We start from the raw sequence: 20213 nt of genomic DNA on the forward strand, positions 1-20213 counted from the left end.
TAATAATTCGCAGCGATCAGTAAATAGCTTAGATACATAAGTAAATTAAATTATTATTCGTTTCTATAAGTTTTTGGTGAAACTCCTGCTATTCTTTTAAAGTATCTGCTAAAGACACTTGTTTCTTCAAAATGAAGTTCATTACAAATTTCCTTAATTGATAAATTAGAAGATTTTAATAATGTTTTAGCATGCAGAATTGTGATATGATCAATCCACTGTAATACAGATTTTCCAGTTTTCTGTTTTAGGAAAGTAGAAAGATATTGTGGTGTTAAATGTAGCTTTTCAGCATAAAACGCAACACTTCTTTGTTGGTTAGCATGCTTTGAAATTAGCAGATAAAAATTGTCAATAATCTCATGTGTGCGGTTTTTTACTAAGCTTTTGTTCTTCGGTGAATTAGAATATACTTCAGAAATCATACTAATCAGAACCATAACCAGATGCTGTAGCATTTGGGATTTATTAGCACTCGGATTTTTATGATAGAAATTTTGTATAAGCGTTAATAGTTCATTCTGGAGCTTTATATCTTCGGGCTGAAGTCTGATAATGGGGTGCCATCTGATTTGATTGTTCATTACAAACTCACGTAAAATAGGAAATTCTGTAATAAAATCTAAAGAAAGACCAATCGTTACTATTTCTGCATCTTCACTCAATAATTTTGTGTCAATCATCAATTGTGGTTGTAAAATAGCAATATCACCCGCATTTATTTCATACTCTAAAAAATGGATTTGCGATTTCATGGATCCTTTAATCATGAAGCCTAATAATAAACCATCAAATAGGCGGCTATGTGCTGTATATTTCTTCTTTGGGTCATTTCGTTGACTGAGAACAATTATCCCTTCCGTCTTTTTTGAAGGATCAAGATTATACAATTCATAGACATTATCTAAAGTTATAAATAGAGCCATATACAAATATCCAAAAAACGAAGCTGAAAAAATACTAAAATAAACTACAAAACAGCAGTTTTGCTGTCTGAAAATGGGATATTTACAAATGATGAGGAGTATTATAAATGGCTACTCATCCCGAGGGAAACAAAAAAAAGCAACTCTTTTGAAGTTGCTTTTTTGTGATCCCGCTGGGATTTGAACCTTGTCCAAATATCAGCGTTTAATAGTATTTAAAGGTGCTTTTAAAATCTACTCACCGAATAGCTCACCATTTTTTTTAATACATTTTAGCTGCAATTGCTACAACCAATATACAAATAAATGCTTATATAAGCAATTAATAATTAGCGTTGTTCATTGATGCAGTCTAGTTTCTGCTTAAGCTATAAAATATGTTAATTTGTTTTAGCTTCGTATTCAAAAATATATTCCCCAGGCTGTAGTAATGAGCCAATTTCGGTCGATTTGATATGAATGTGAAAATCAAATGTAGTGCCTGCTCCAATTTTTAGGCCGTGACTTGGACTTCCTGGAGGGCAACTAACTAATTTTACTTTTAATGATGGAACTCTGCATAGATTAGGATAGAAATGGCCACTACAGGTAAATTTGAATGTTGATTCTTGTAACTCAACAGATAATTTTCCCACTGCGGAATCTATGGTGTTTATAGATGGTTCTTGATAAATCTCCTTTATCAAAGGAATCTCTCGGGTGCGTTGACGCTGACTGACAAATTCTCTGATCTCTTCAACTGCATCTATATTTGCCTGTGAACTTGAACTTTCATTGGAAAACTCCAAAAACCTATCAGTTCGATAAAATAAAAAACGTTGTCCCGTTTCCATATAAAACTCTTTTAATAGTTCATATAATGGACCAGTAATTTGACCTGAAGACTTTTCCCACCAATCCTCTTTTTGTTCTGAAGTAACAAATATTAAAGGTTGTTTCGATTCTTTTACATGCTCAATAATTTGACGCCAGATTATATAATCTCCAAAAGGTCTATCACCATCTTTATTTGAATCTTTAAATCCTGGTGGGATTTTATTCTCTTTTCTACGCTTTGCTTCTTTTAAAACTTCATTCAAAATTTCCTTCTCAAAAGGTAAACCTACACTGGACTCAAATAAATTGCAAATACTTTTTAATATAGGATCATTTTCTTTATAGTTAGGATATTCTGATCGAATTTTTTTTAATGATTCTTCTGCACCACTTATACTTGCGTTTATGGCCGTCTCTAGATTTTCTTCTAATTCATCTGGAATGATACGACTGTTTTTGAGCTTCTTAAGAGGTTCTTCTACGGATTTTTTAACTTCCAGCAACAGTCTCTCTGCCTCATTAAATGCTCCAGCAGCAGATAAAATAACACTATTACGATTTTTAAAGAATTCATCTGCTACTTGATGAGAAAGCCAAGCCCTTCCCTTAAATTTCTTTAAAGATGATAATAAAGCCTGACGAGTATTTAAATGATATCGATATAAATCCAATAAAACATTTGTGTCAACTGTTAAAATACCTTTTTTCCATATATCTTCAATTTCCTTCTTAGTTGATGGAAAATACCATTTGAACATTTCTTTCATTACGATTGCGTTTTTGTTTTACAAAATAGTTTTTTTTAAATAATAAAGCTTCATGTTATTTAATCAATATCAAATACTTCTCTATCACCTTAAAACTGCTTATTGATTAACTGGGAATTTTAAAGCAATTATTTTGTTGAATTATTTAAATTTTGGTTAAAATGAATAACCTTAATACATATATTTTTTCGCTTTAACCACTAATCTTTTAGATTACACCTCTGAGTTGATTTTTTTGTCGAATAAAATGTATTAATACATTTTATTTATCATTTAAATTGTTTTATTGATATATTTGCATACATTTGTAATGTAAATATATTGTTATTATGGGAGAGTTTAATGTTGATGATTTTTTGGGTAAAATCATTTCTGATATGAATGAAGGGGACTCGGAGACATTGACCACTGTGTTTGAGAAAAGATTAGCCGAGCTTAATATTAATCAGACCGCTGCTGCTGAGATAATGGGGATTCAGCATAGAGGACTAGTTGGTGTCCTTACTGGTACATTGAAGAGAGTCGATTTCTTAACTTTAATAAAGTTATCTTCTTTTTTACAAAGACCAGAAAAAGAAGTTTTAGAATTGTTTATGAATTCCTTTAGGGATAATCTTCCTTCAAAAGACAACCAAGAAAAAGTTACGTTTATTCGGGATAATTTTGACCTAGCTATGTTAAAAAAAGTTGGTTTTATAAATGATATTACCGACGTCGATGAGATTGAGGAAAAAATTTGCAAGCTCTTTCGTTTGAACAATGTACTCGATTATAAACCATCTAATATTGTTCCAGCTTTTAGTTCTGGTAAGATAAAAAAGACAAATAGCCTGAGTCAGAATATTTGGCTAACTAAAGCTGAAGACATTTTGAAAGATCTTGATAATCCTTACACTTATGATAGAGATAAGTTAATAAAAGTTTTCCCAAAAATAAGATGGTACTCTACTCAAGAAAAACTTGGTTTAAAAGATGTCATCTCACAGCTTTACAAGTGCGGAGTTAGTGTTATTTTTGTGCCTTCTTTTCCAAATCTACACGTGCGAGGAGCAACTATTCCAGTAAATGGCAAACCAGCAGTGATATTGACTGATTATAAAGGTTTTTACGCCACATTATGGTTTGCTTTAATACATGAGTTATATCATGTTCTCTTTGATTGGGAAGAAATATCTCAAGGGAATTATCATTTGAGTTTAGATGAAACAGAAAATGCTGTTTTAGCACAAAAGGAACTGGAAGCAGACAGTTTTGCTAGAAAGTATCTTTTTTCTAAGGAGAAGTCTGCAATGATAAAAAGACATCTTAATAATCATCAAGAAGTATTAAAATTTGCAAAATTTAATGATGTTCATCCATGTATGATTTATCTGTTTGAAGCGTATGATGCGGGTAATAAGGCAACTAATTGGATGAAAGCAAGAATATATAATGTCGATGTATCTCAAAGTTTAGGTGATTTAAGTTCTGCTTGGGATAATATTGAAAGTATTGACAGATATGTATTCCGTAATAGAGAACTATATAGTTAGTTATGAAAAAAAGAGAAGATAAAATAGTTGCCAGCTTTTTACATCCTAGTGTTGATAAAAAGCAAGATCACTTGAGTAAGGAAGCTCTGCAAGAATTAATTTTTGATCTTACAGAAGCACCTGTTAAAGAAAAATTTTCTGATTTTAATCTTGACCGAGAGAATGAGAAGATACTCCTAACAGGTGGAAGGGAAATTTCCTTATCTGATATAAAGGACAAGCTAGATATATTTATAACTGCGTATGCATCTGAATATATTAAGCGGTTTCCTCAATCATTTTATGATGAAATTTATCGGCTGAACAATTGGCCAATTCCCAAAAATAAGACTTTCCGTAAATTTATTATTGGTAGATACACAAATGAACTTATATATATGAGGTTTACTAACGAGGGGCTGTCAAAACTTCAAATTATGAACCCGTATGTGCGAATGTTTACCAGAGAATTTAAGCATTTTCAATTTCTAAATGATGAAGCTAAAATATTGCTTGATCGATTTATATATGAAGCAACGGAGTGCATGAAAGAATGTACAACATGGTATGAGTTTAGATTGAAATATGGAATAAGATATAACCTTAATGTACAATTGAGGATGTTTGAGCAGTTAGGTTCTATAAAATAGATTAAGGAGATATGAAAAGTTAATTTTTTAGAGATTGAGATGATAAATAAAAAACTCAGGAAGATCCTACTCAACCTGAGTCTTTATAAATTTTACGTCATCATCAAACCAATCAGCTAGGATTGAAAAGAAGACTTGGTAAACGTGTTTGTCTAAAAAACGCTGCAAAGGTATAATTTGTTTTATATGTAGCAAAATAATTCCACTTCTTCTTTTTCTGATTGATTTCATGGTCGCTTATTAGCGAAAGGTATGAGAATCTGTTGTTTTCATAGCTAGTCAGCCATGTCAATGCTTTTTGACGGAAAGTTTATTAGATTTTAAAATGAATAAGTATGGAAATAAAGGATTTCTTCTTACAGAAGAATTACAAAATGGAAAATTTTGTGGACAGTAAAGGCTACATATACTCTGATCAGTTAATTGACTTAATAAAAAATGAAGAAGTCAAAGATTTAATTGTAGCTAAGTATAAACTGGAAGATGACACGAAAATTGAATTTGATAAGATAGATCAACTTGTGCCACTGGTGAAGAAGTATACTTCTCGATTTGAGCAAATGAGACTCATGGCTACTAGCGATAATGTTCTCACATCATTTGATAGCAATGAAAATAACGATGTTGTTTTCACAATTAGAAATGCAAAGATCGAAGATACAGTAGTGGATGAATTGGTAGCTACAGGACTTTATGATTCTGTGAATATGTTTTATAAAGGAAGGAAATTAAGCCAATATATCAATTACTTGAAAAAAAATGTTCGAGATCAACATTTATTACATGCGGTCAATAAATCATGGCAAGACCACTATTTAGAGAAGAAATCGAAATTATCACAGAGATTGTATAGAATATTATATGACAGTGTAGACGAGAGGTATTTTTTAAAAAGTATTAATTCTGATAAGTATAGAGAGTACGGAGTTGCAGAAACATTTGTATTAACGATTTTGGAATTAAACCGAGTTAGTGCAGTTAAAGGAAATAGTTTCAAGATTAGCTCCGTTGCTTTAAGTGAATCTAAAATTGAGATAATTCTCCGAAGTTCTCAGCAAACATATTTAAAAGAATTAGGATATATTTATCCATCAATAGCTATTCGTAATGAAGATCAAGGGAACACCTCAATTGGATTTTACAGTTCTTTGGAATTTAAATTAGCCCATGAGGATGAGAATGGCAAATTATATTTTTTCCCTAACAAGCGTGTTAAGGACATTAAATTAGATAAAACAATTAATCATACCGTAGTAGCTAAAACATTCGTAGAGAGCTATGGAAACATATCGGAGTTCTTTCACGATATGGAATCTTTCAAAGAAGAATTTTACTTCTTGAAGGATGCTACTTCACCAGATGAATTACGAGCGAAAATAGAAGAAAAAATTATAAGTTCACGTAGTCCATTTAAGGGAATAAAAGAATTGAAAGATTTGTTTACTAGAGACAAAGTTGGACATGTGGACAATCTTAGTACTCTTTTAAAATTATGCGGCAAGGCTGAGATGATAGATATGAATTATGATCTGAAATTTGAACTTCGTTATCTAATTTCAAATGTTCTTCTATATGGTAAACATACAGAATAAGACAACTTATTAAAAGCATTTTGCTTATCGGAAGTGATAAACCAGCTGATTTTTAGTTGGTTTATTTATTTAAGGTGAATAAATTATATCTACAGTAAATTACGGAGTCTGGGGATCAATGAATTCTTTGTTAAAACAATCAATCTCATTAACGTGCTAATTTTCATTAATTTAGCAATATTAGTGTCCAAAAATCAAAACTTATGTTCTTTACCCATCTCAAAAGTTTCAGCCCCTATTCTGGCCACATCTATAACGAGCTAAGGGCGGGTATCATAAGAAAAAACGGCAAACTAATCATCAAGAGCGATGACCGTTTCGACCTGATGGAGCGCACGGGTTATTTTCCTTTCAGGGAAATGCGCAGGAACGGATGTGCCTATTTTGTCAGCGACTTGGAACTGTACGATTTTTTTCTGGCTACCGAAGAAACACTAAAAAACTACCATGTAGAATATTATCGGGACTGGAATTTTAAGGCCAAAGAATACCTGTTAGAAATATTCCTTAGTGGTTATGAGATCGGGATCACAGATTTTAGAAAGAACATAGGAATATCCTACAACGCCCTAACATATGGCCATAAATTGGAATACCTGCGCAACTTCTGTCTGTACTGTTTGGACTTCCTTTATTTTGACGGGGAGCTTGATAAGACCTTGTTTTATAATCTCGGTTATATTCAGGCAAACCTGTACCTTGCATTTGTCGAGATCAATAATCTAGAAGCTTTGGCCGTTTCTTCCTCTGAGACGGCAATGCCAAACGAAGAAGCACAAATAGTAGAAGAACCCAAACGCATCGAAATTTATTGCAATACGAACGAAATCAAAAAAATATGGGAAGTGCTTACAGCTCCGATCAGTACAGCTAAAGGAACTGAACAGCCAGTTTTCAGCAGGAACGAACTTGAAAAGTATCTCGGCTCAATGTTTTGTTCGGGTGCCTTCCCTGATACTTTCAGGTCACATGGCTGGCCTACTCCAAAGAGCATATCAAGAGGCGATATGCGTAACGTTTTAATTGCGCTGATGTATTCTTGTTATTGCCTCAATAGGAAGTTTCACAGGGGCTCAAACCAGATTATGTACGTAGCTATGCTGAAACGTTATTTTTCTGTTTTTGGAACTTCCAAGTTAGAAAGTACCAAAAGTGTGATGGCTACTTATACCCCAAAGGGAATTGAAGTGCTGAAAAACAGTATCAAAAACAATCCGTATATCGAAGAAATGTTAAGCATCCTTAAAAATCATAAGCTAATACATTAATGTCATTGCGATTTTAAGCGAATTAGCACTATTTCTTTGTGTTCATAAACGAAATATTATGGACACAAAAAAAATCCTATTTACCGCACTATCCGCAGAGGAACTTTCCGAAATCATGGAAACTTCTGTAAGGAACGTTATCGGACATAACGAAATCAGGCAATCCTACACAGACCAACTTCTGAATGCAAGAGAAGCCTCAAAACTCGTTAACTACCGCAGGTCAACTATCTATGGTTTTGTAAGGAATAACAAAATCCCATTTTCCAAAACAGCAGGAAAACTACTGTTTTCCCGTACCGAACTGCTTGAATGGGCAAGACAATACAAAAAGAAACCCACAGATGAAACTTAGACATATGGATAGACGGATAACCTTATCGTTACATTACTATGTATCGGAATAGCTGTTTAGCTAAATAGTCACATCAGTGTATATCTGCTTTTTCATATAAGGGTGTATATGGACAAAGCTATTAAACCCAAAAGGGAGCATATGGGAATAGGCTGGTAAGCATACTTTGAGTTTTCACGATGCTATTAAACATGGCTAAAGGCATCGTTTCTATTCAGTCAGTCCCCTTTTCGGGGCTGAGCAAGCGGAAGTTGGGCAGAGCCCTACTTGCTTGCCCTTACGCTATCGCTACAGGGGTTTCAAGTAGCTTCCAGAGCTACTTTGGGGCTTTGTAAGCCTTTTAGAAAGCATAAACGGTATACTTTCGGGTATACCAATTAGCTAGCTAATTAGATATATGATTAGCCAGCTATCCAGCAAATTAAAACATCAGAAAGGAACGAAATTTATGAAAATTGACATCATTACCATCGATGACCTCCGCCAGTTCAAAACAGAACTATTGCAGGAAATAAAAGGAATCATCGGACAAAATACCGAAAGACAACAGAACGAAGAATGGTTAAGAAGTGCACAGGTTCGCAAAATGCTAAATATATCCGCTGGCACTTTACAGAATCTGCGTATCAATGGAACATTGCCGTTCCGCAAGATTGGTGGCACAATTTACTATAGTAAAGTACAAATAGAAAAAATATTGAAAGGAGAATAACATGAAGAACTATCTGAACATACAACATCACGCCCTTAGCGGCTATTTTGAACGGGTATCAATGGAAAGCCGATTTTATGCGACCCATATCAGCCTGCTGATGGCCTTGTTCTATTACAGTGACAGCGATGCACCCGAAAAATCCTTTAGGGTCAGCAGGCCGAAGCTGATGCGGTTCTCCCGTATCAGGTCTATAGCCACCTACCATAAGAACATTAAAGATCTTGTAGAATACGGCTACATAACATATAATCCCTCGTGGCACCCACAACTAGGTACGCAGGTAAGACTTATTATTGAAGCATCAGGCAATCCTTAAACATTTGGAATATGTAGGATATCAATACAAAATCGGTGCGCTACCCTGTGGCCACCGATATTAAACTGGAAAAAATAGCACTCAAGCTGGGCAGAACAAAAAAGACGACAGTGATACAAATGGTAGAATATTTCTACCGTAGCAAAAAAGATCCCATTGACCTCAATGATGAACTGCTGAAAAAAGAGCTGGTAAACGGGAACAACCGTATTATTAGTTTTTTTAAAACGCAGGAAAAAGATTTCCTGTTGCCCGTCTTTAGCGATGTCGGCACACTGCTCGCTATTGCAAAACAACATACATTATATTTTAAAGAAATTGGGATATATCTTAAACAGGACGTAGAAAATGTAAAAAAGCTTGCAGAGCGGATGATGACACTGGAACGTGGTATTGCCAAAACACAGACCTATCTGGAAGAAAAAGCGTTGCTGAAATCACGCTTTAGCAAGATACTGGAACACTACATCACACAACGGGAATCACTGGGCTGGACTACGGCCAACGTTAAAAAAGAAGAACTGCAAGCCTATATCAGGCAGTCGCTCGAAAATCTATAGCTTATGTTCATCAATATCACTACATCAGAAACAGGAGATAACAAAGGCAGCAGCGGAGCACTGGTCAACTATCTCGAAAAAGAGAACCAAATGCAGCTCGAAAAAGGAAAAAGTTTCGGACACGAAAATTGGTTTAACGGTACAGGTAGCGAAATACGGAGGCAGGAAGTAAGAATGAAAATAGATAGCAACATTGCTAAACTTGGACGTAATGACAGTAAATTTTTTCTGATAAACATCAGCCCCAGCCAAAAAGAACTGGCGCACCTTTACGAAAAATATGGAAAGGAAGGCACAAAAGAGAAGCTAAAGGAATTTGCCGTGAAGATAATGGATGAGTATGCTAAAAACTTCAAAAGACCAGGCATTAACAACCATAAAGATTTGTTATGGTATGGCAAGCACGAAAATTACCGTTACTACAAACACACCGATAAGGAAGTAAAGGACGGGACAAGGCAAATAGGTGAGCGCAAAGAAGGGCGGCAGGATCATATCCAGATCATTGTAAGCCGTAAGGATATTACCAATAAGATTAAACTTAGCCCACAGAATACATCAAAGGGTACGAATAAGGAGCATTCAGCCAAACTTGGGGAATTTAACCGTACCGTATTTAAACAATCAGGCGAAAGCCTTTTCGACGACTTTTTCGATTTTGAAAGGGGACTGAAAGATACCCTTGCCTATGCCAACACGATGCAAAATGGAACGGTCGAACAGAAAAAACAGATGAATTTATTGGAAAATATTCCCTATCAAAATGCTGACCAGACCATCATTAACGATTTGGGGAAAAGCGTTGCTGAAGGAGTGTTTGAAAGTGTCGGAGAGATGGTCGGCACAGCTGGAAAGCTAGGTGCTGATTTGTTAGGTATGCTTATGGAGCCTGTTTATACTGCGCCCCAAGATAACCCAATAGAACCGAAAAAGCGTAAGAAGAAGAAAATAATATAACGGTCCAGAGGACTGTATCTTTAATTTCTAAATATGGTTTCCCGTAAGTAGAACTTGTATACTGTCATTAATTTAGTATATAAATAAAATTATTTGTATGAAGACATATCTTATAGGTTATGATTTAAACAAGACAGGTCAAGATTATAATGACTTGATCGATGCGATAAAAAAGTTATCGCCTACATGGTGGCATTGCCTAGATTCTACTTGGATTATCAAATCAACAAGTACAGCCAGTGCCATACGTGATACTTTGATGTCACACATTGATAATAATGATGAATTGCTTGTAGTCCTATTGAGTGGAGAGGGTGCATGGACTGGATTTACTGATGAATGCTCCAGTTGGCTAAAGAACAATCTATAGCTACTTCAATAGCTTAATTGTATTTCAAAATAAGGCCTCTGTAGCGATTACAGATGCCTTAATATTGTGATTGAAAAGTACTAGTTAGAAAAGTTAAATTTCCGTACTTTTTCCTCTCAATAGTTCTACCTTCTCACGCTCACTAGCAAGCAATCGCTCATAAAGACTTTTGTTTTCCTCGATAACTTCCATCAATTTATCAAGAGGATTGAATGTACAGCTATGGTAAGTATTGAAAGAATGTGTTACTTCATCATTGAAAGTATTAAAATAGTTGAAAATAGCCTCTTCATTAAAATTCTTTATTCCTTCAACTGTAACACCCAAGACGGCGGCGATTTTTTCTAATGTCAAATCTTCTACCTCTTCACTTTGCTCAATCTTTGAAATAGTCTGTTGGCTTACGCCAAGTTCGATAGCAAGATAATCCTGCTTTATACCACGTATTTCTCTGATTCGGCTGATTTTTCGGCCGAGATGCGCTTTGTTGGATGTTGTAGGCGTTTCCATAAAACAAATATAATAAATCCCTAATATAGTAATAAACAAATATGTAGTAGTAAAATACCCGCTCTTTTGGTAGGTTACGCCAAATCATGCCCGTAATTTTAACCTGTCAATTAAAATAGTGTAACAATTATGGAAGCACAATTCACACACTAAGAATGGTATATAAGTTTTATCAATAAATAAAAAAGTTATGGAAGAAATTTTAAAGGCTTTACATTATCAACCCGTTAATATATCTGATGACGACCTTGATAACCCTGTGCCATCAATAGCCTATTTTTTCGTGAACCATCCCATTCACCAATCCCGCACCAAGCTATGGGAACTATACAAGGGATGGATTTATTTCGCTGCCGAGTCGCCCGATGGAGAGGAACTGACAGAAATGCTGTTTTTTTATAATCAATTGGAGGAATTGCTGAACCTGTGCTACATCTTAGCCCAAAAGGCCGAAAAAAACAAATAACGATACTATCAATCAAATAACATTTACTTGATTAATGTCTGAAAACTGGCCGCCCCACATTTGCGGCCTGCGGAACGACCACGCTCTTGGCCGTTGCTGTTCCCGCTTTTGGCATATACGGAGAAGCCAGTAACAGAAAACTACAGTTCGTCAGGTTTGAACCCAATGCGTATTCTTTTAGTTGCTGGCCGTTCCTGTTTCTCCAACAGTTCGTCAAGATAGCGGAATACGATCTCCATGTTTTTATCTTGGTTATCCAGTTTCCCTTTAATCCTTTCAATTTCCAGCCTGATCTCTGTATTGTCGGATAGCAAATGGCGCATTTTGGTAAAAATGCGGATGATCTGGATGTTCACCTCAATAGCCCTAGTACTATTTAGCACGCTTGAAAGCATTGCCACGCCCTGTTCTGTAAAGGCCATGATTTTATATTTGGAGTGTGCGCCATGTCTTAAGGTGCCAAATTGGCTCCTTAAGATTTTCTGTTCCTCCGTGTTTAGCTCAAACATAAAATCTTCGGGAAAACGTTCTGCGTTTCTTTTTACCTGCCGCTTTAGCTGTTTGGTTTCCGCTCCGTATAGTTCAGCCAGATCGGCATCCAGCATCACTTTATGTCCTCTTATGATATAAATCTGGTTCATAACCAGTTCATCAGAAATATTGATCTTAGTTTCCATTCTTTAAGATTTGTTTAAGTACGGTCGGCACCTCATGTGCCGACCGAATCGGGCTAAATTGAAGTAAATATTTCCCTTAATGGTGCCATATCACTGGCAACCTTTTCGTCAAGTATCTTCGCATACAGTTGCGTGGTGCGGAGATTTGTATGACCAAGCATTTTTGATACGCTTTCAATAGGCACTCCGTTCATGAGTGTTACCGTTGTGGCGAACGTTCGTTTGGCTATTCGGTTTCCTAATGTTTTGTCTACACCAGCAAGAGCGGCAATTTCTATTAAATACTCGTTCATTTTCTGATTGCTGGAAATAGGTAGGGCTTTGCCCTTATTAATACACATGGGATGATCTTTGTACCTGTCGAGAATTTTTTTAGCAACAGGAAGCAGTGGAATAGCTGCTCTCGTATTTGTCTTTTGCCTGTAAGTAATGATCCAAGGCTCTCCATCCGCACCAATGCGAATGTCAGCTGGTTTGAGTTTCTGTACATCTGCATAAGATAGACCAGTATAACAACTGAACAGGAAAAAATCCCGCACCTGTGAAAGTCTTAATGTAGTAAATTCCTTCTCTACTATCTTCTGCAGTTCCGTCGCTGTAAGATAATCGCGATGTACATCTTTGGATTTTAGCTTATAGCCAAAGAAAGGGTCTGCATTTATCCATTTTTTTGAAATACAGATCCTAATGTTTTTACCTAAATTTTTGAGGTGTTTGATGGCCGTGTTATTCGTATTAGCTTTTTCGGTGCGTAGGTAAAAATCAAAAGCGCTAATAAAATCGTGGTCTATACTTTTGATATTGATGTCGTTTTTGCGGTATTGAAAAGCAAGGAAATCAAGTACATGTCTTTCTAATACCTCAAACCTTTTGAGCGTTCCTTGCGCATAGTCCTTACCCACAAGTGCTTTCATATTTTTATTATGCAATGTAATAGCCTCAACTAAAGTGTGTGGCTTTTCTGCTTTGCCGAGATACTTGCACTTAATACTTTCCGTAGTAACTTCATCATCCTGTAGGCATAATGTTGTATAAGCTGTAGTAACACCCGCTTTCATTTTATCCAAATAGGCGTTAAAAGTTTTGGTATCCTCTTTAGTGCCTCTAATGTGTCCGATTTTTGAGTTCCATTGTTCGGGTTCACATTCCTTTCCTGTGGCAAGCTCAGCACGTTTTCCGTTAACGGTAATCCTTAAATAGATAGGTACAATGCCTGTAGTGTAATCTTTTGGCCTTTTAAGATAGAAAAGCAGACTGAAATTAGTTTTCATGATAACTGATTTAAGGTTAAACAAAGTTAGCCTTGCAGTCTAAACATATCAAGTCGTTCAATGACTGAACTTTCTGTAATACAGATAGTTATATCTAATTCGGTGAGTTGAAAAACCCAATTTTTACTCACCTAATTACTCACCATTTTATTTGTGAATTATTAGATATTTTGGGTTTTTTCAGTAAACAAAAAAGCTTGCAATCTTTTGATTTGCAAGCTTTTACGTAGTTTTGATACTATTTTCTGTGATCCCGCTGGGATTCGAACCCAGGACCCATACATTAAAAGTGTATTGCTCTACCAGCTGAGCTACGGAATCCTTTCTTTTTGTGAAACTAATTCCGTTTCTGAAAGTGATGCAAAGGTAGGAATATAAATTATATATGCAAAGAATTCCGTTGTTAAAACACAAAAAAAAGTAAAACTTATTCATTTATAGTGATTTATTTTTTCAAATAAAATTGCACTGATGATAGTGCCATGCCATATTTCCCTTTTCTTTCCAGAATTAAACCCTTATTTTGTACAATATAAGTTGAATACAGCATGAAAATACTAATTGTAGAAGACGAGCTCGAATTGCAGAGGAGTGTTCAGGAATTTTTGGAGGCAGAGCAATATGTCGTAGAAGTAGCTTCGGATTATTCTTCAGCCTTGTCAAAGATCAATCTGTATACCTATGATTGTATACTGTTGGATATAAATCTGCCGGGAGGCAACGGGCTTACGTTGCTGGATGAGTTGAGAGGAAAAGAGCAGCAGCATACCATTATTATTTCGGCCAGAGATTCTATAGATGATAAGATAAGAGGGCTGGATCTCGGGGCGGATGATTACCTGACAAAGCCTTTTCATCTTTCCGAATTGAATGCGCGTATCAAAGCTGTATTGCGACGTAAGCAGCTTGCCGGCAACCCTGTTGTTCAGCTCAATAATCTGCAGATCAATTACGACACACGTAGTATCTGTGTCGATGATCAGGATCTGCATTTCAGCCGTAAGGAATTTGATGTATTTTCTTTTTTTGTCCTCAATAAAAATAAGCTGGTGACGAAAACCGCATTGGCGGAGCATGTATGGGGAGATGATTCAGATATGGCCGATAATCTTGATTTTATTTATTCACAGATTAAAAATATTCGTAAAAAGTTGAAAGAGCATCATGCGCAGCTCGAAATACAAGCGATCTATGGTGTAGGTTATAAAATGAGCGTATAAGATGAGACTGCTGAACCGAACTATGTTGTATCTTTCCGGTGCACTGCTGCTGATCCTGAGTGTATGGGCTGTGATCTTCTATCTGGATATGATGGATGAAGTGTATGACAGCCTTGATGATGGTCTGGAAAACCACAAGATGCTTATTATACATAAGGCATATGAAGATGAGATGGTTTACCAGAAGAGAGACTTTGGCGAAAGCAATTACAGATTGATCCCTGTCCCGGAGGATATTGCAATCAGCGGGCTGGAAACTTATTCTGACACATCCATGTATATGGTTAATGAAGAAGATTTTGAAGTCGTGCGTATGCTGACAACCTATTTTCAGGATAATGATGGTAAATATTACAAGTTGCAGGTTATCTCCTCTATGGTGGAGGAAGATGATCTGATCAGCAGTTTACTGTACTCTCTTCTTACGCTCTTTGTCGTGGTTATGATATCTATTTTTATTATCAATAAGCTGATATTGAGTAAAATATGGAAACCTTTCTATCAACTGGGGTATCAGTTGAAAAAATTTGAACTGGGGAAAAGAAATACCTTTGTTGCTCCCAAAACTTCTGTGCTTGAATTTAAGGAGCTGAATAATACAATCATCCAGCTGCTGGATGATAATACGGCTGTCTATGAGCGGCAAAAAGACTTTGTCGAAAATGCTGCACATGAATTGCAGACACCGCTGGCCATTTCACAATCAAAAGTAGAAATGCTGTTACCTCATTTTGAGAAAGATGAAGAAGTATTAAATCAGCTGGCGGAGGTGCTGCATCAACTGGACCGGATGAAAAGATTGAACAAATCGCTGTTGTTGCTGACTAAAATCGATAACCGGCAATTTTTAAATCAGGAGCCAACGGATTTCAATATGCTATGGAGAAAGCAAATAGAAGCCTTCAGAGAACTTTTGGAGCATAAAAGTATACATGTAGATCTGTCGGAAGAAGAAGTGCTTATACTCGATTTTAATCCCGATCTGGCGCAGATGCTTATTTCTAATCTGCTGCGCAATGCACATATCCATAACTATGAGGGTGGGCATATTGTCTTGCGTATCCGCAAGAATGGATTTACCATAGCCAATACAGGCAAAGAAATGGCGCTTAATACGCAGCATATCTTTGATCGTTTTTATAAGGATGTGGAAAATCAGCAATCCACAGGTCTGGGACTAGCGATCGTCAGATCTATAGTGGATTCGACAAATGGTCACATTGACTATACATATACAGATCATATGCACAGCTTTACGGTACATTTTGACTAATTAATCGTTTCTCAGATACTCTTCGTCTTCTGCACTCAAAGATTTGGAAGCAGGAGGGAGCGTCTCGCCTGCATCACCTGTAATACTGTATACTGAAGGGTGCTGGTCTTTTTTCTTTCCTGACCGCGCGAGTATCAAGCCTACAATAATACCCAGCAGAAAGAATACAGCCAGAATAGCCAGTTTGGAAACACTATGGTCGCCAAAAATCCAAAAATTGACCGATTCTGTATTCTTCATCAGCACAATAGTGAGCAGAATGGTCAGTATTAATAAGAATATGGTCTTAATGCGCATTTGACAATGAATTACCTGAAACCGAAAATAATAAAAAAAGGAGATAACTTGCGTTATCTCCTTTATATTTTGTGTTGAATAACAGTATTATTCAGCTACTACTTCGAAAGGAACCTGAACTTTAACTTCTTTGTGAAGGTTCAAGTTAGCGATATATTCACCAACTAATTTTGGTTCAGTTTCGAAAGTGATGCGGCGACGATCTACGTCAAAACCTTGCGCTTTCAAAGCATCAGCAATCTGAATGCTGTTTACTTTACCGAAGATTTTTCCTGATTCACCAGCTTTAGCACCGATTGTCAACTTGATAGCTTCTAATTTAGTCGCTAATTCTGTCGCATCTTTTTTAATTTTCTCTTGTTTGAATTGCGCTTGTTTGATGTTTTCAGCTAATACTTTCTTTGCAGAAGATGTAGCCAATACAGCGAAACCCTGAGGAATTAAGTAGTTACGACCGTAACCCGGCTTTACTACGACAACATCGTCTTTTTCGCCAAGGTGTTTGATATCATGTTTTAAGATAATTTCCATGTCGTATTCTCCTTATTTTAATGAGTCAGTAACGTAAGGTAATAAACCGATGTGACGAGCACGTTTAACGGCTTGAGCAACTTTACGTTGGAATTTCAATGAAGTACCAGTAAGACGACGAGGTAAAATTTTACCTTGGTCATTCACAAATTTCAAAAGGAAGTTTGCGTCTTTGTAGTCAATGTATTTGATACCGTTCTTTTTGAAACGGCAATATTTTTTACGGTTGTCCTCTACTTTAGGAGCAGTTACGTATTGGATGTTTTCGTTTGCCATTAGTTTGCTACCTCCTCAGTTTTAGTTTCTGCTTTCTTGTTGAATGCTCCGCTACGTTTTTTCTCGCTGTATGCAATAGCATGTTTGTCTAATGCAATCGTTAAGAAACGCATTACGCGCTCATCACGTCTCAATTCAATCTCAATTTTTCTGATTAATTCACCTGGAGCCTTGAATTCAGTTAAGTGATAAAATCCAGTTGTTTTTTTCTGGATAGGATACGCTAATTTTTTCAAACCCCAATTGTCTTCAGCGACAATCTCGGCTCCGCCTTCTGTTAAGATGTTTTTGAATTTTGCGATTACTTCTTTCGCAACATCATCAGAAAGCAACGGGGTAAGAATGATTACAGATTCGTACTGTTGCATTTTGTTAAATATTTTTGTTAATTTAAAATTTCCGCACTTACGGAAGTGCAAAGGTATAAAATTACTTTTATTTATAAAAGAGAAATTTAGAATAAGTGAGCTATTGTCAAAATCAAGGTACAAAGTATTGCCTGATGCAAATATTTAATAACTTTACTTGCTATGAAAACAATCCAAAATTACTTTCTCAGCCTCTTTTTAGTCTTTTTTATTAGCGTTGCTCCATCTGCGGTCCTGGCACAAAAAGATCCGCTCGATGATGGTGTATTAAGGATATTAGCTATTGGTAACAGTTTTTCAGAAGATGCAATTGAAAATTATCTTTATGAGCTGGCAAAGGCCAGTGGCAAAACCATGGTCATCGGTAATCTGTATATCGGAGGGGCGCCTTTGTCTCTGCATGTACGCAATGTGAATGAAGATAAGGCTGCCTACAGCTACCGCAAAATAACCTCCGACGGAAATAAAACCGTCACTCCCGATGTCCGTATATCAGATGCTTTGGTTGACGAACCCTGGGATTATATCAGTTTTCAGCAGGCCAGTCCGCTTTCGGGTAAATACGAAACATATCAGGCCGATCTTCCGGCTTTGTTTGCCTATGTAAAAACACATGTACGGTATCCCTCTACAAAGTATATTCTGCACCAGACATGGGCATATCAGCAGGATTCCAAGCATGATGGTTTTGCAAACTATGACCGGAGTCAGTTAAAGATGTATGAAGCTATTGCGCGTACTTCTCAGCAAGCATTCAAACTGATTCCCTTTGACTTATTAGTTCCTGCAGGTACTGCTGTGCAGAATGCGCGGACAAGTTTTATAGCCGACCATTATACAAGAGACGGTTACCACCTTAATCTGGACTACGGACGTTTTACAGCAGCCTGTACCTGGTTTGAAACTCTTTTTCAGCAGGATGTAACAACCAATGTTTACAAGCCGCTAAAAGTGACTGATATTCAGGCTGAAATAGCAAAGAAAGCAGCACACGAAGCTGTTTTACATCCTTTTGCAATAACACCTCTTAAAGCCTTTCAGATAATGGATATATCCAGATAAACTATATATTAATCAAAACCAACCTATAACTAATGATAAACCTTCAAAAAATCAGACTGCTTACTGCAGCTTTTTTGTGTTTGAGCACAATCGGACTACAGGCTCAGGAGAGAAAGCCGAATATTGTGTTTATTCTGGCCGATGACCTAGGCTACGGTGATCTCGGTGCGTATGGACAGAAGAAGATACAGACGCCTAATATTGATCGTTTGGCTGCAGAAGGAATGAAATTTGAACAATTCTATGCCGGCACCTCCGTATGTGCGCCTTCCCGATCTTCATTAATGACTGGCCAGCACACCGGTCATACCTATATCCGTGGCAACAGGGAAATTGAGCCGGAAGGACAACAGCCTCTTGCGGATTCCGTACAGACTTTTGTGCAGTTGCTTCAGAAAGCCGGCTATGCTACAGGAGCCTTTGGCAAGTGGGGTTTGGGTATGGTCGGCACGACAGGAGCACCGGATCAAAAGGGTTTTGATGAATTTTACGGATACAATTGTCAAAGGCAATCCCACCGTTATTTTCCTACCCATTTGTGGCACAATGATCAGCGTGTGGAACTTCAGGGAAATGATCTTAAAAATAAGGTGCAATATGCACCTGCATTAATTCAGGAACAGACACTCCGGTTTATAGATGCGCATAAGGATGAACCATTCTTCCTGTTTATTCCTACCGTACTGCCACATGCCGAATTATCCGGCATTGACGATGAACATTATCAGAAATATGCTTCACGGTTTGAAGAAACTCCACATAAAGGCAATGATTATGGTCCCGGAGCTACCGTTACCGGATATGCTTCTGTTGAAAAGCCAAGAGCAACTTTTGCCAGTATGGTCAGCAGGATGGATGCTTATGTAGGACAGGTATTGAAAAAGCTGGATGATCTCGGACTTACAGAGAATACAATCGTTATATTTTCCAGTGATAACGGAGCACATCGTGAAGGAGGTGCAGATCCTGTTTTCTTTAACAGTTCGGGAGGTCTCAGAGGATACAAGCGGGATCTCTATGAAGGAGGTATCCGTACCCCTTTTATTGTCAAATGGCCTCATAAAGTAAAATCCCATAGTACAAGTGAATTTACCGGCGCCTTCTGGGATGTAATGCCTACTCTTTTAGATATTACAGGAGCCGGGAAAGCCCGATATACCGATGGTGTATCTTTAGTGCCAACACTGTTGGGCAAAACAAATGAGCAACAGCAGCATCCTTATTTGTACTGGGAATTTCAAGAAGACGGTGGCCGCCAGGCTGTGCGCGCAGGAGACTGGAAAGCTGTCAAACTACAGGTAAAGAATAAGCAAAAGACCGTTACAGAACTATATAATCTAAAGAAAGATCCTGCCGAAAAAAAGAATGTCGCAGCAGAAAATCCTGAACGGGTAAGGCAGCTGGAAAACATTATGAATCAGGCACACACAGCTAATCCTTATTTTACGTTTTAGACCGT

Annotated in this window: 24 protein-coding genes and 1 tRNA gene; 15 read left to right on the forward strand and 10 right to left on the reverse strand. The window is 36.8% G+C overall.

All coding sequences use genetic code 11. From position 1 onward, the window contains the following. Positions 1–53: 53 nt before the first annotated feature. Complete coding sequence (locus tag I6J03_RS15370) at positions 54–926, reverse strand: helix-turn-helix domain-containing protein (RefSeq protein WP_003004687.1); 873 nt, start codon at positions 924–926, stop codon at positions 54–56. A gap of 380 nt (positions 927–1306) precedes the next feature. Further along, a complete protein-coding gene (locus I6J03_RS15375; RefSeq protein WP_003004684.1) occupies positions 1307–2509 on the reverse strand; it encodes a PIN domain-containing protein in 1203 nt (400 codons plus the stop codon). A gap of 329 nt (positions 2510–2838) precedes the next feature. Here I6J03_RS15375 and I6J03_RS15380 point away from each other — a divergent pair, with 329 nt between their 5' ends. The 10 genes from I6J03_RS15380 to I6J03_RS15425 all read left to right on the forward strand — a co-directional run bounded on the left by I6J03_RS15380 (position 2839) and on the right by I6J03_RS15425 (position 10803). Further along, positions 2839–4041, forward strand: coding sequence for an ImmA/IrrE family metallo-endopeptidase (locus tag I6J03_RS15380; RefSeq protein ID WP_003004682.1), 1203 nt, complete (start codon positions 2839–2841; stop codon positions 4039–4041). Positions 4042–4043: 2 nt separating this feature from the next. Further along, positions 4044–4670: a phage protein gene (locus I6J03_RS15385; protein ID WP_003004679.1), complete on the forward strand. Its 627-nt coding sequence runs from the start codon at positions 4044–4046 to the stop codon at positions 4668–4670. 335 nt (positions 4671–5005) lie between these two features. Continuing rightward, positions 5006–6262 (forward strand): hypothetical protein, encoded by a 1257-nt coding sequence (locus I6J03_RS15390; RefSeq protein WP_003004673.1) that lies wholly within the window; start codon positions 5006–5008, stop codon positions 6260–6262. A gap of 203 nt (positions 6263–6465) precedes the next feature. Beyond that, positions 6466–7530: a hypothetical protein gene (locus I6J03_RS15395; RefSeq protein ID WP_003004671.1), complete on the forward strand. Its 1065-nt coding sequence runs from the start codon at positions 6466–6468 to the stop codon at positions 7528–7530. Positions 7531–7588: 58 nt separating this feature from the next. Beyond that, positions 7589–7885, forward strand: a complete 297-nt coding sequence (locus I6J03_RS15400; protein WP_003004667.1) for a helix-turn-helix domain-containing protein — start codon at positions 7589–7591, stop codon at positions 7883–7885. A gap of 448 nt (positions 7886–8333) precedes the next feature. Continuing rightward, positions 8334–8597, forward strand: coding sequence for a helix-turn-helix domain-containing protein (locus I6J03_RS15405; protein WP_039989784.1), 264 nt, complete (start codon positions 8334–8336; stop codon positions 8595–8597). Between the two features lies 1 nt (position 8598). Then, positions 8599–8916, forward strand: a complete 318-nt coding sequence (locus I6J03_RS15410; RefSeq protein WP_050767769.1) for a hypothetical protein — start codon at positions 8599–8601, stop codon at positions 8914–8916. Positions 8917–8963: 47 nt separating this feature from the next. Then, on the forward strand, positions 8964–9476 hold the full coding sequence (locus tag I6J03_RS15415) for a BfmA/BtgA family mobilization protein (RefSeq protein WP_003004658.1): 513 nt from the start codon (positions 8964–8966) through the stop codon (positions 9474–9476). Between the two features lie 3 nt (positions 9477–9479). Beyond that, a complete protein-coding gene (locus I6J03_RS15420) occupies positions 9480–10433 on the forward strand; it encodes a DUF5712 family protein (RefSeq protein ID WP_003004654.1) in 954 nt (317 codons plus the stop codon). A 97-nt stretch (positions 10434–10530) separates the two neighbouring features. Next, positions 10531–10803, forward strand: a complete 273-nt coding sequence (locus I6J03_RS15425) for a hypothetical protein (RefSeq protein WP_003004652.1) — start codon at positions 10531–10533, stop codon at positions 10801–10803. A gap of 93 nt (positions 10804–10896) precedes the next feature. Here I6J03_RS15425 and I6J03_RS15430 read toward each other — a convergent pair whose 3' ends face one another. After that, a complete protein-coding gene (locus I6J03_RS15430) occupies positions 10897–11313 on the reverse strand; it encodes a helix-turn-helix transcriptional regulator (protein ID WP_003004649.1) in 417 nt (138 codons plus the stop codon). A gap of 190 nt (positions 11314–11503) precedes the next feature. Here I6J03_RS15430 and I6J03_RS15435 point away from each other — a divergent pair, with 190 nt between their 5' ends. Beyond that, positions 11504–11779: a hypothetical protein gene (locus I6J03_RS15435; RefSeq protein WP_003004646.1), complete on the forward strand. Its 276-nt coding sequence runs from the start codon at positions 11504–11506 to the stop codon at positions 11777–11779. A gap of 140 nt (positions 11780–11919) precedes the next feature. Here the strand turns inward: I6J03_RS15435 and I6J03_RS15440 are convergent, their stop codons facing one another. The 3 genes from I6J03_RS15440 to I6J03_RS15450 form a co-directional block, all read right to left on the reverse strand. Next, positions 11920–12456: an ORF6N domain-containing protein gene (locus I6J03_RS15440; RefSeq protein WP_003004640.1), complete on the reverse strand. Its 537-nt coding sequence runs from the start codon at positions 12454–12456 to the stop codon at positions 11920–11922. Positions 12457–12509: 53 nt separating this feature from the next. Further along, positions 12510–13727 carry a site-specific integrase gene (locus I6J03_RS15445; protein ID WP_003004637.1) on the reverse strand — a complete coding sequence of 406 codons (1218 nt, stop codon included), beginning with the start codon at positions 13725–13727 and terminating at the stop codon, positions 12510–12512. 248 nt (positions 13728–13975) lie between these two features. Further along, a tRNA-Lys gene (locus I6J03_RS15450) sits at positions 13976–14048 on the reverse strand. Positions 14049–14275: 227 nt separating this feature from the next. Between I6J03_RS15450 and I6J03_RS15455 the strand changes: the two genes are divergently transcribed. Both I6J03_RS15455 and I6J03_RS15460 read left to right on the forward strand, forming a co-directional pair. Next, entirely contained in the window at positions 14276–14947 is a 672-nt protein-coding gene (locus I6J03_RS15455; RefSeq protein ID WP_003004635.1) for a response regulator transcription factor, read from the forward strand. A 1-nt stretch (position 14948) separates the two neighbouring features. Continuing rightward, positions 14949–16220: a sensor histidine kinase gene (locus I6J03_RS15460; RefSeq protein ID WP_039989621.1), complete on the forward strand. Its 1272-nt coding sequence runs from the start codon at positions 14949–14951 to the stop codon at positions 16218–16220. On the opposite strand, the gene I6J03_RS15465 is transcribed toward I6J03_RS15460, so the two are convergent. The 4 genes from I6J03_RS15465 to rpsF all read right to left on the reverse strand — a co-directional run bounded on the left by I6J03_RS15465 (position 16221) and on the right by rpsF (position 17692). Beyond that, positions 16221–16517 (reverse strand): hypothetical protein, encoded by a 297-nt coding sequence (locus tag I6J03_RS15465; RefSeq protein ID WP_003004628.1) that lies wholly within the window; start codon positions 16515–16517, stop codon positions 16221–16223. Positions 16518–16604: 87 nt separating this feature from the next. Further along, positions 16605–17048, reverse strand: a complete 444-nt coding sequence (gene rplI, locus I6J03_RS15470) for a 50S ribosomal protein L9 (RefSeq protein ID WP_002998943.1) — start codon at positions 17046–17048, stop codon at positions 16605–16607. A 12-nt stretch (positions 17049–17060) separates the two neighbouring features. Then, positions 17061–17324, reverse strand: a complete 264-nt coding sequence (gene rpsR / locus I6J03_RS15475; protein ID WP_002998940.1) for a 30S ribosomal protein S18 — start codon at positions 17322–17324, stop codon at positions 17061–17063. Further along, a complete protein-coding gene (rpsF, locus tag I6J03_RS15480) occupies positions 17324–17692 on the reverse strand; it encodes a 30S ribosomal protein S6 (RefSeq protein WP_003004624.1) in 369 nt (122 codons plus the stop codon). Before rpsF ends, rpsR begins: the two co-directional genes overlap by 1 nt. Before the next feature lie 162 nt (positions 17693–17854). Between rpsF and I6J03_RS15485 the strand changes: the two genes are divergently transcribed. After that, a complete protein-coding gene (locus tag I6J03_RS15485; RefSeq protein ID WP_003004620.1) occupies positions 17855–18754 on the forward strand; it encodes a DUF4886 domain-containing protein in 900 nt (299 codons plus the stop codon). A gap of 32 nt (positions 18755–18786) precedes the next feature. Next, on the forward strand, positions 18787–20208 hold the full coding sequence (locus I6J03_RS15490; RefSeq protein WP_003004618.1) for an arylsulfatase: 1422 nt from the start codon (positions 18787–18789) through the stop codon (positions 20206–20208). Positions 20209–20213 lie beyond the last annotated feature (5 nt).

Origin of the sequence: Sphingobacterium spiritivorum, from assembly GCF_016724845.1 — a bacterium.
In the GTDB taxonomy this organism is placed as follows: domain Bacteria; phylum Bacteroidota; class Bacteroidia; order Sphingobacteriales; family Sphingobacteriaceae; genus Sphingobacterium; species Sphingobacterium spiritivorum_A.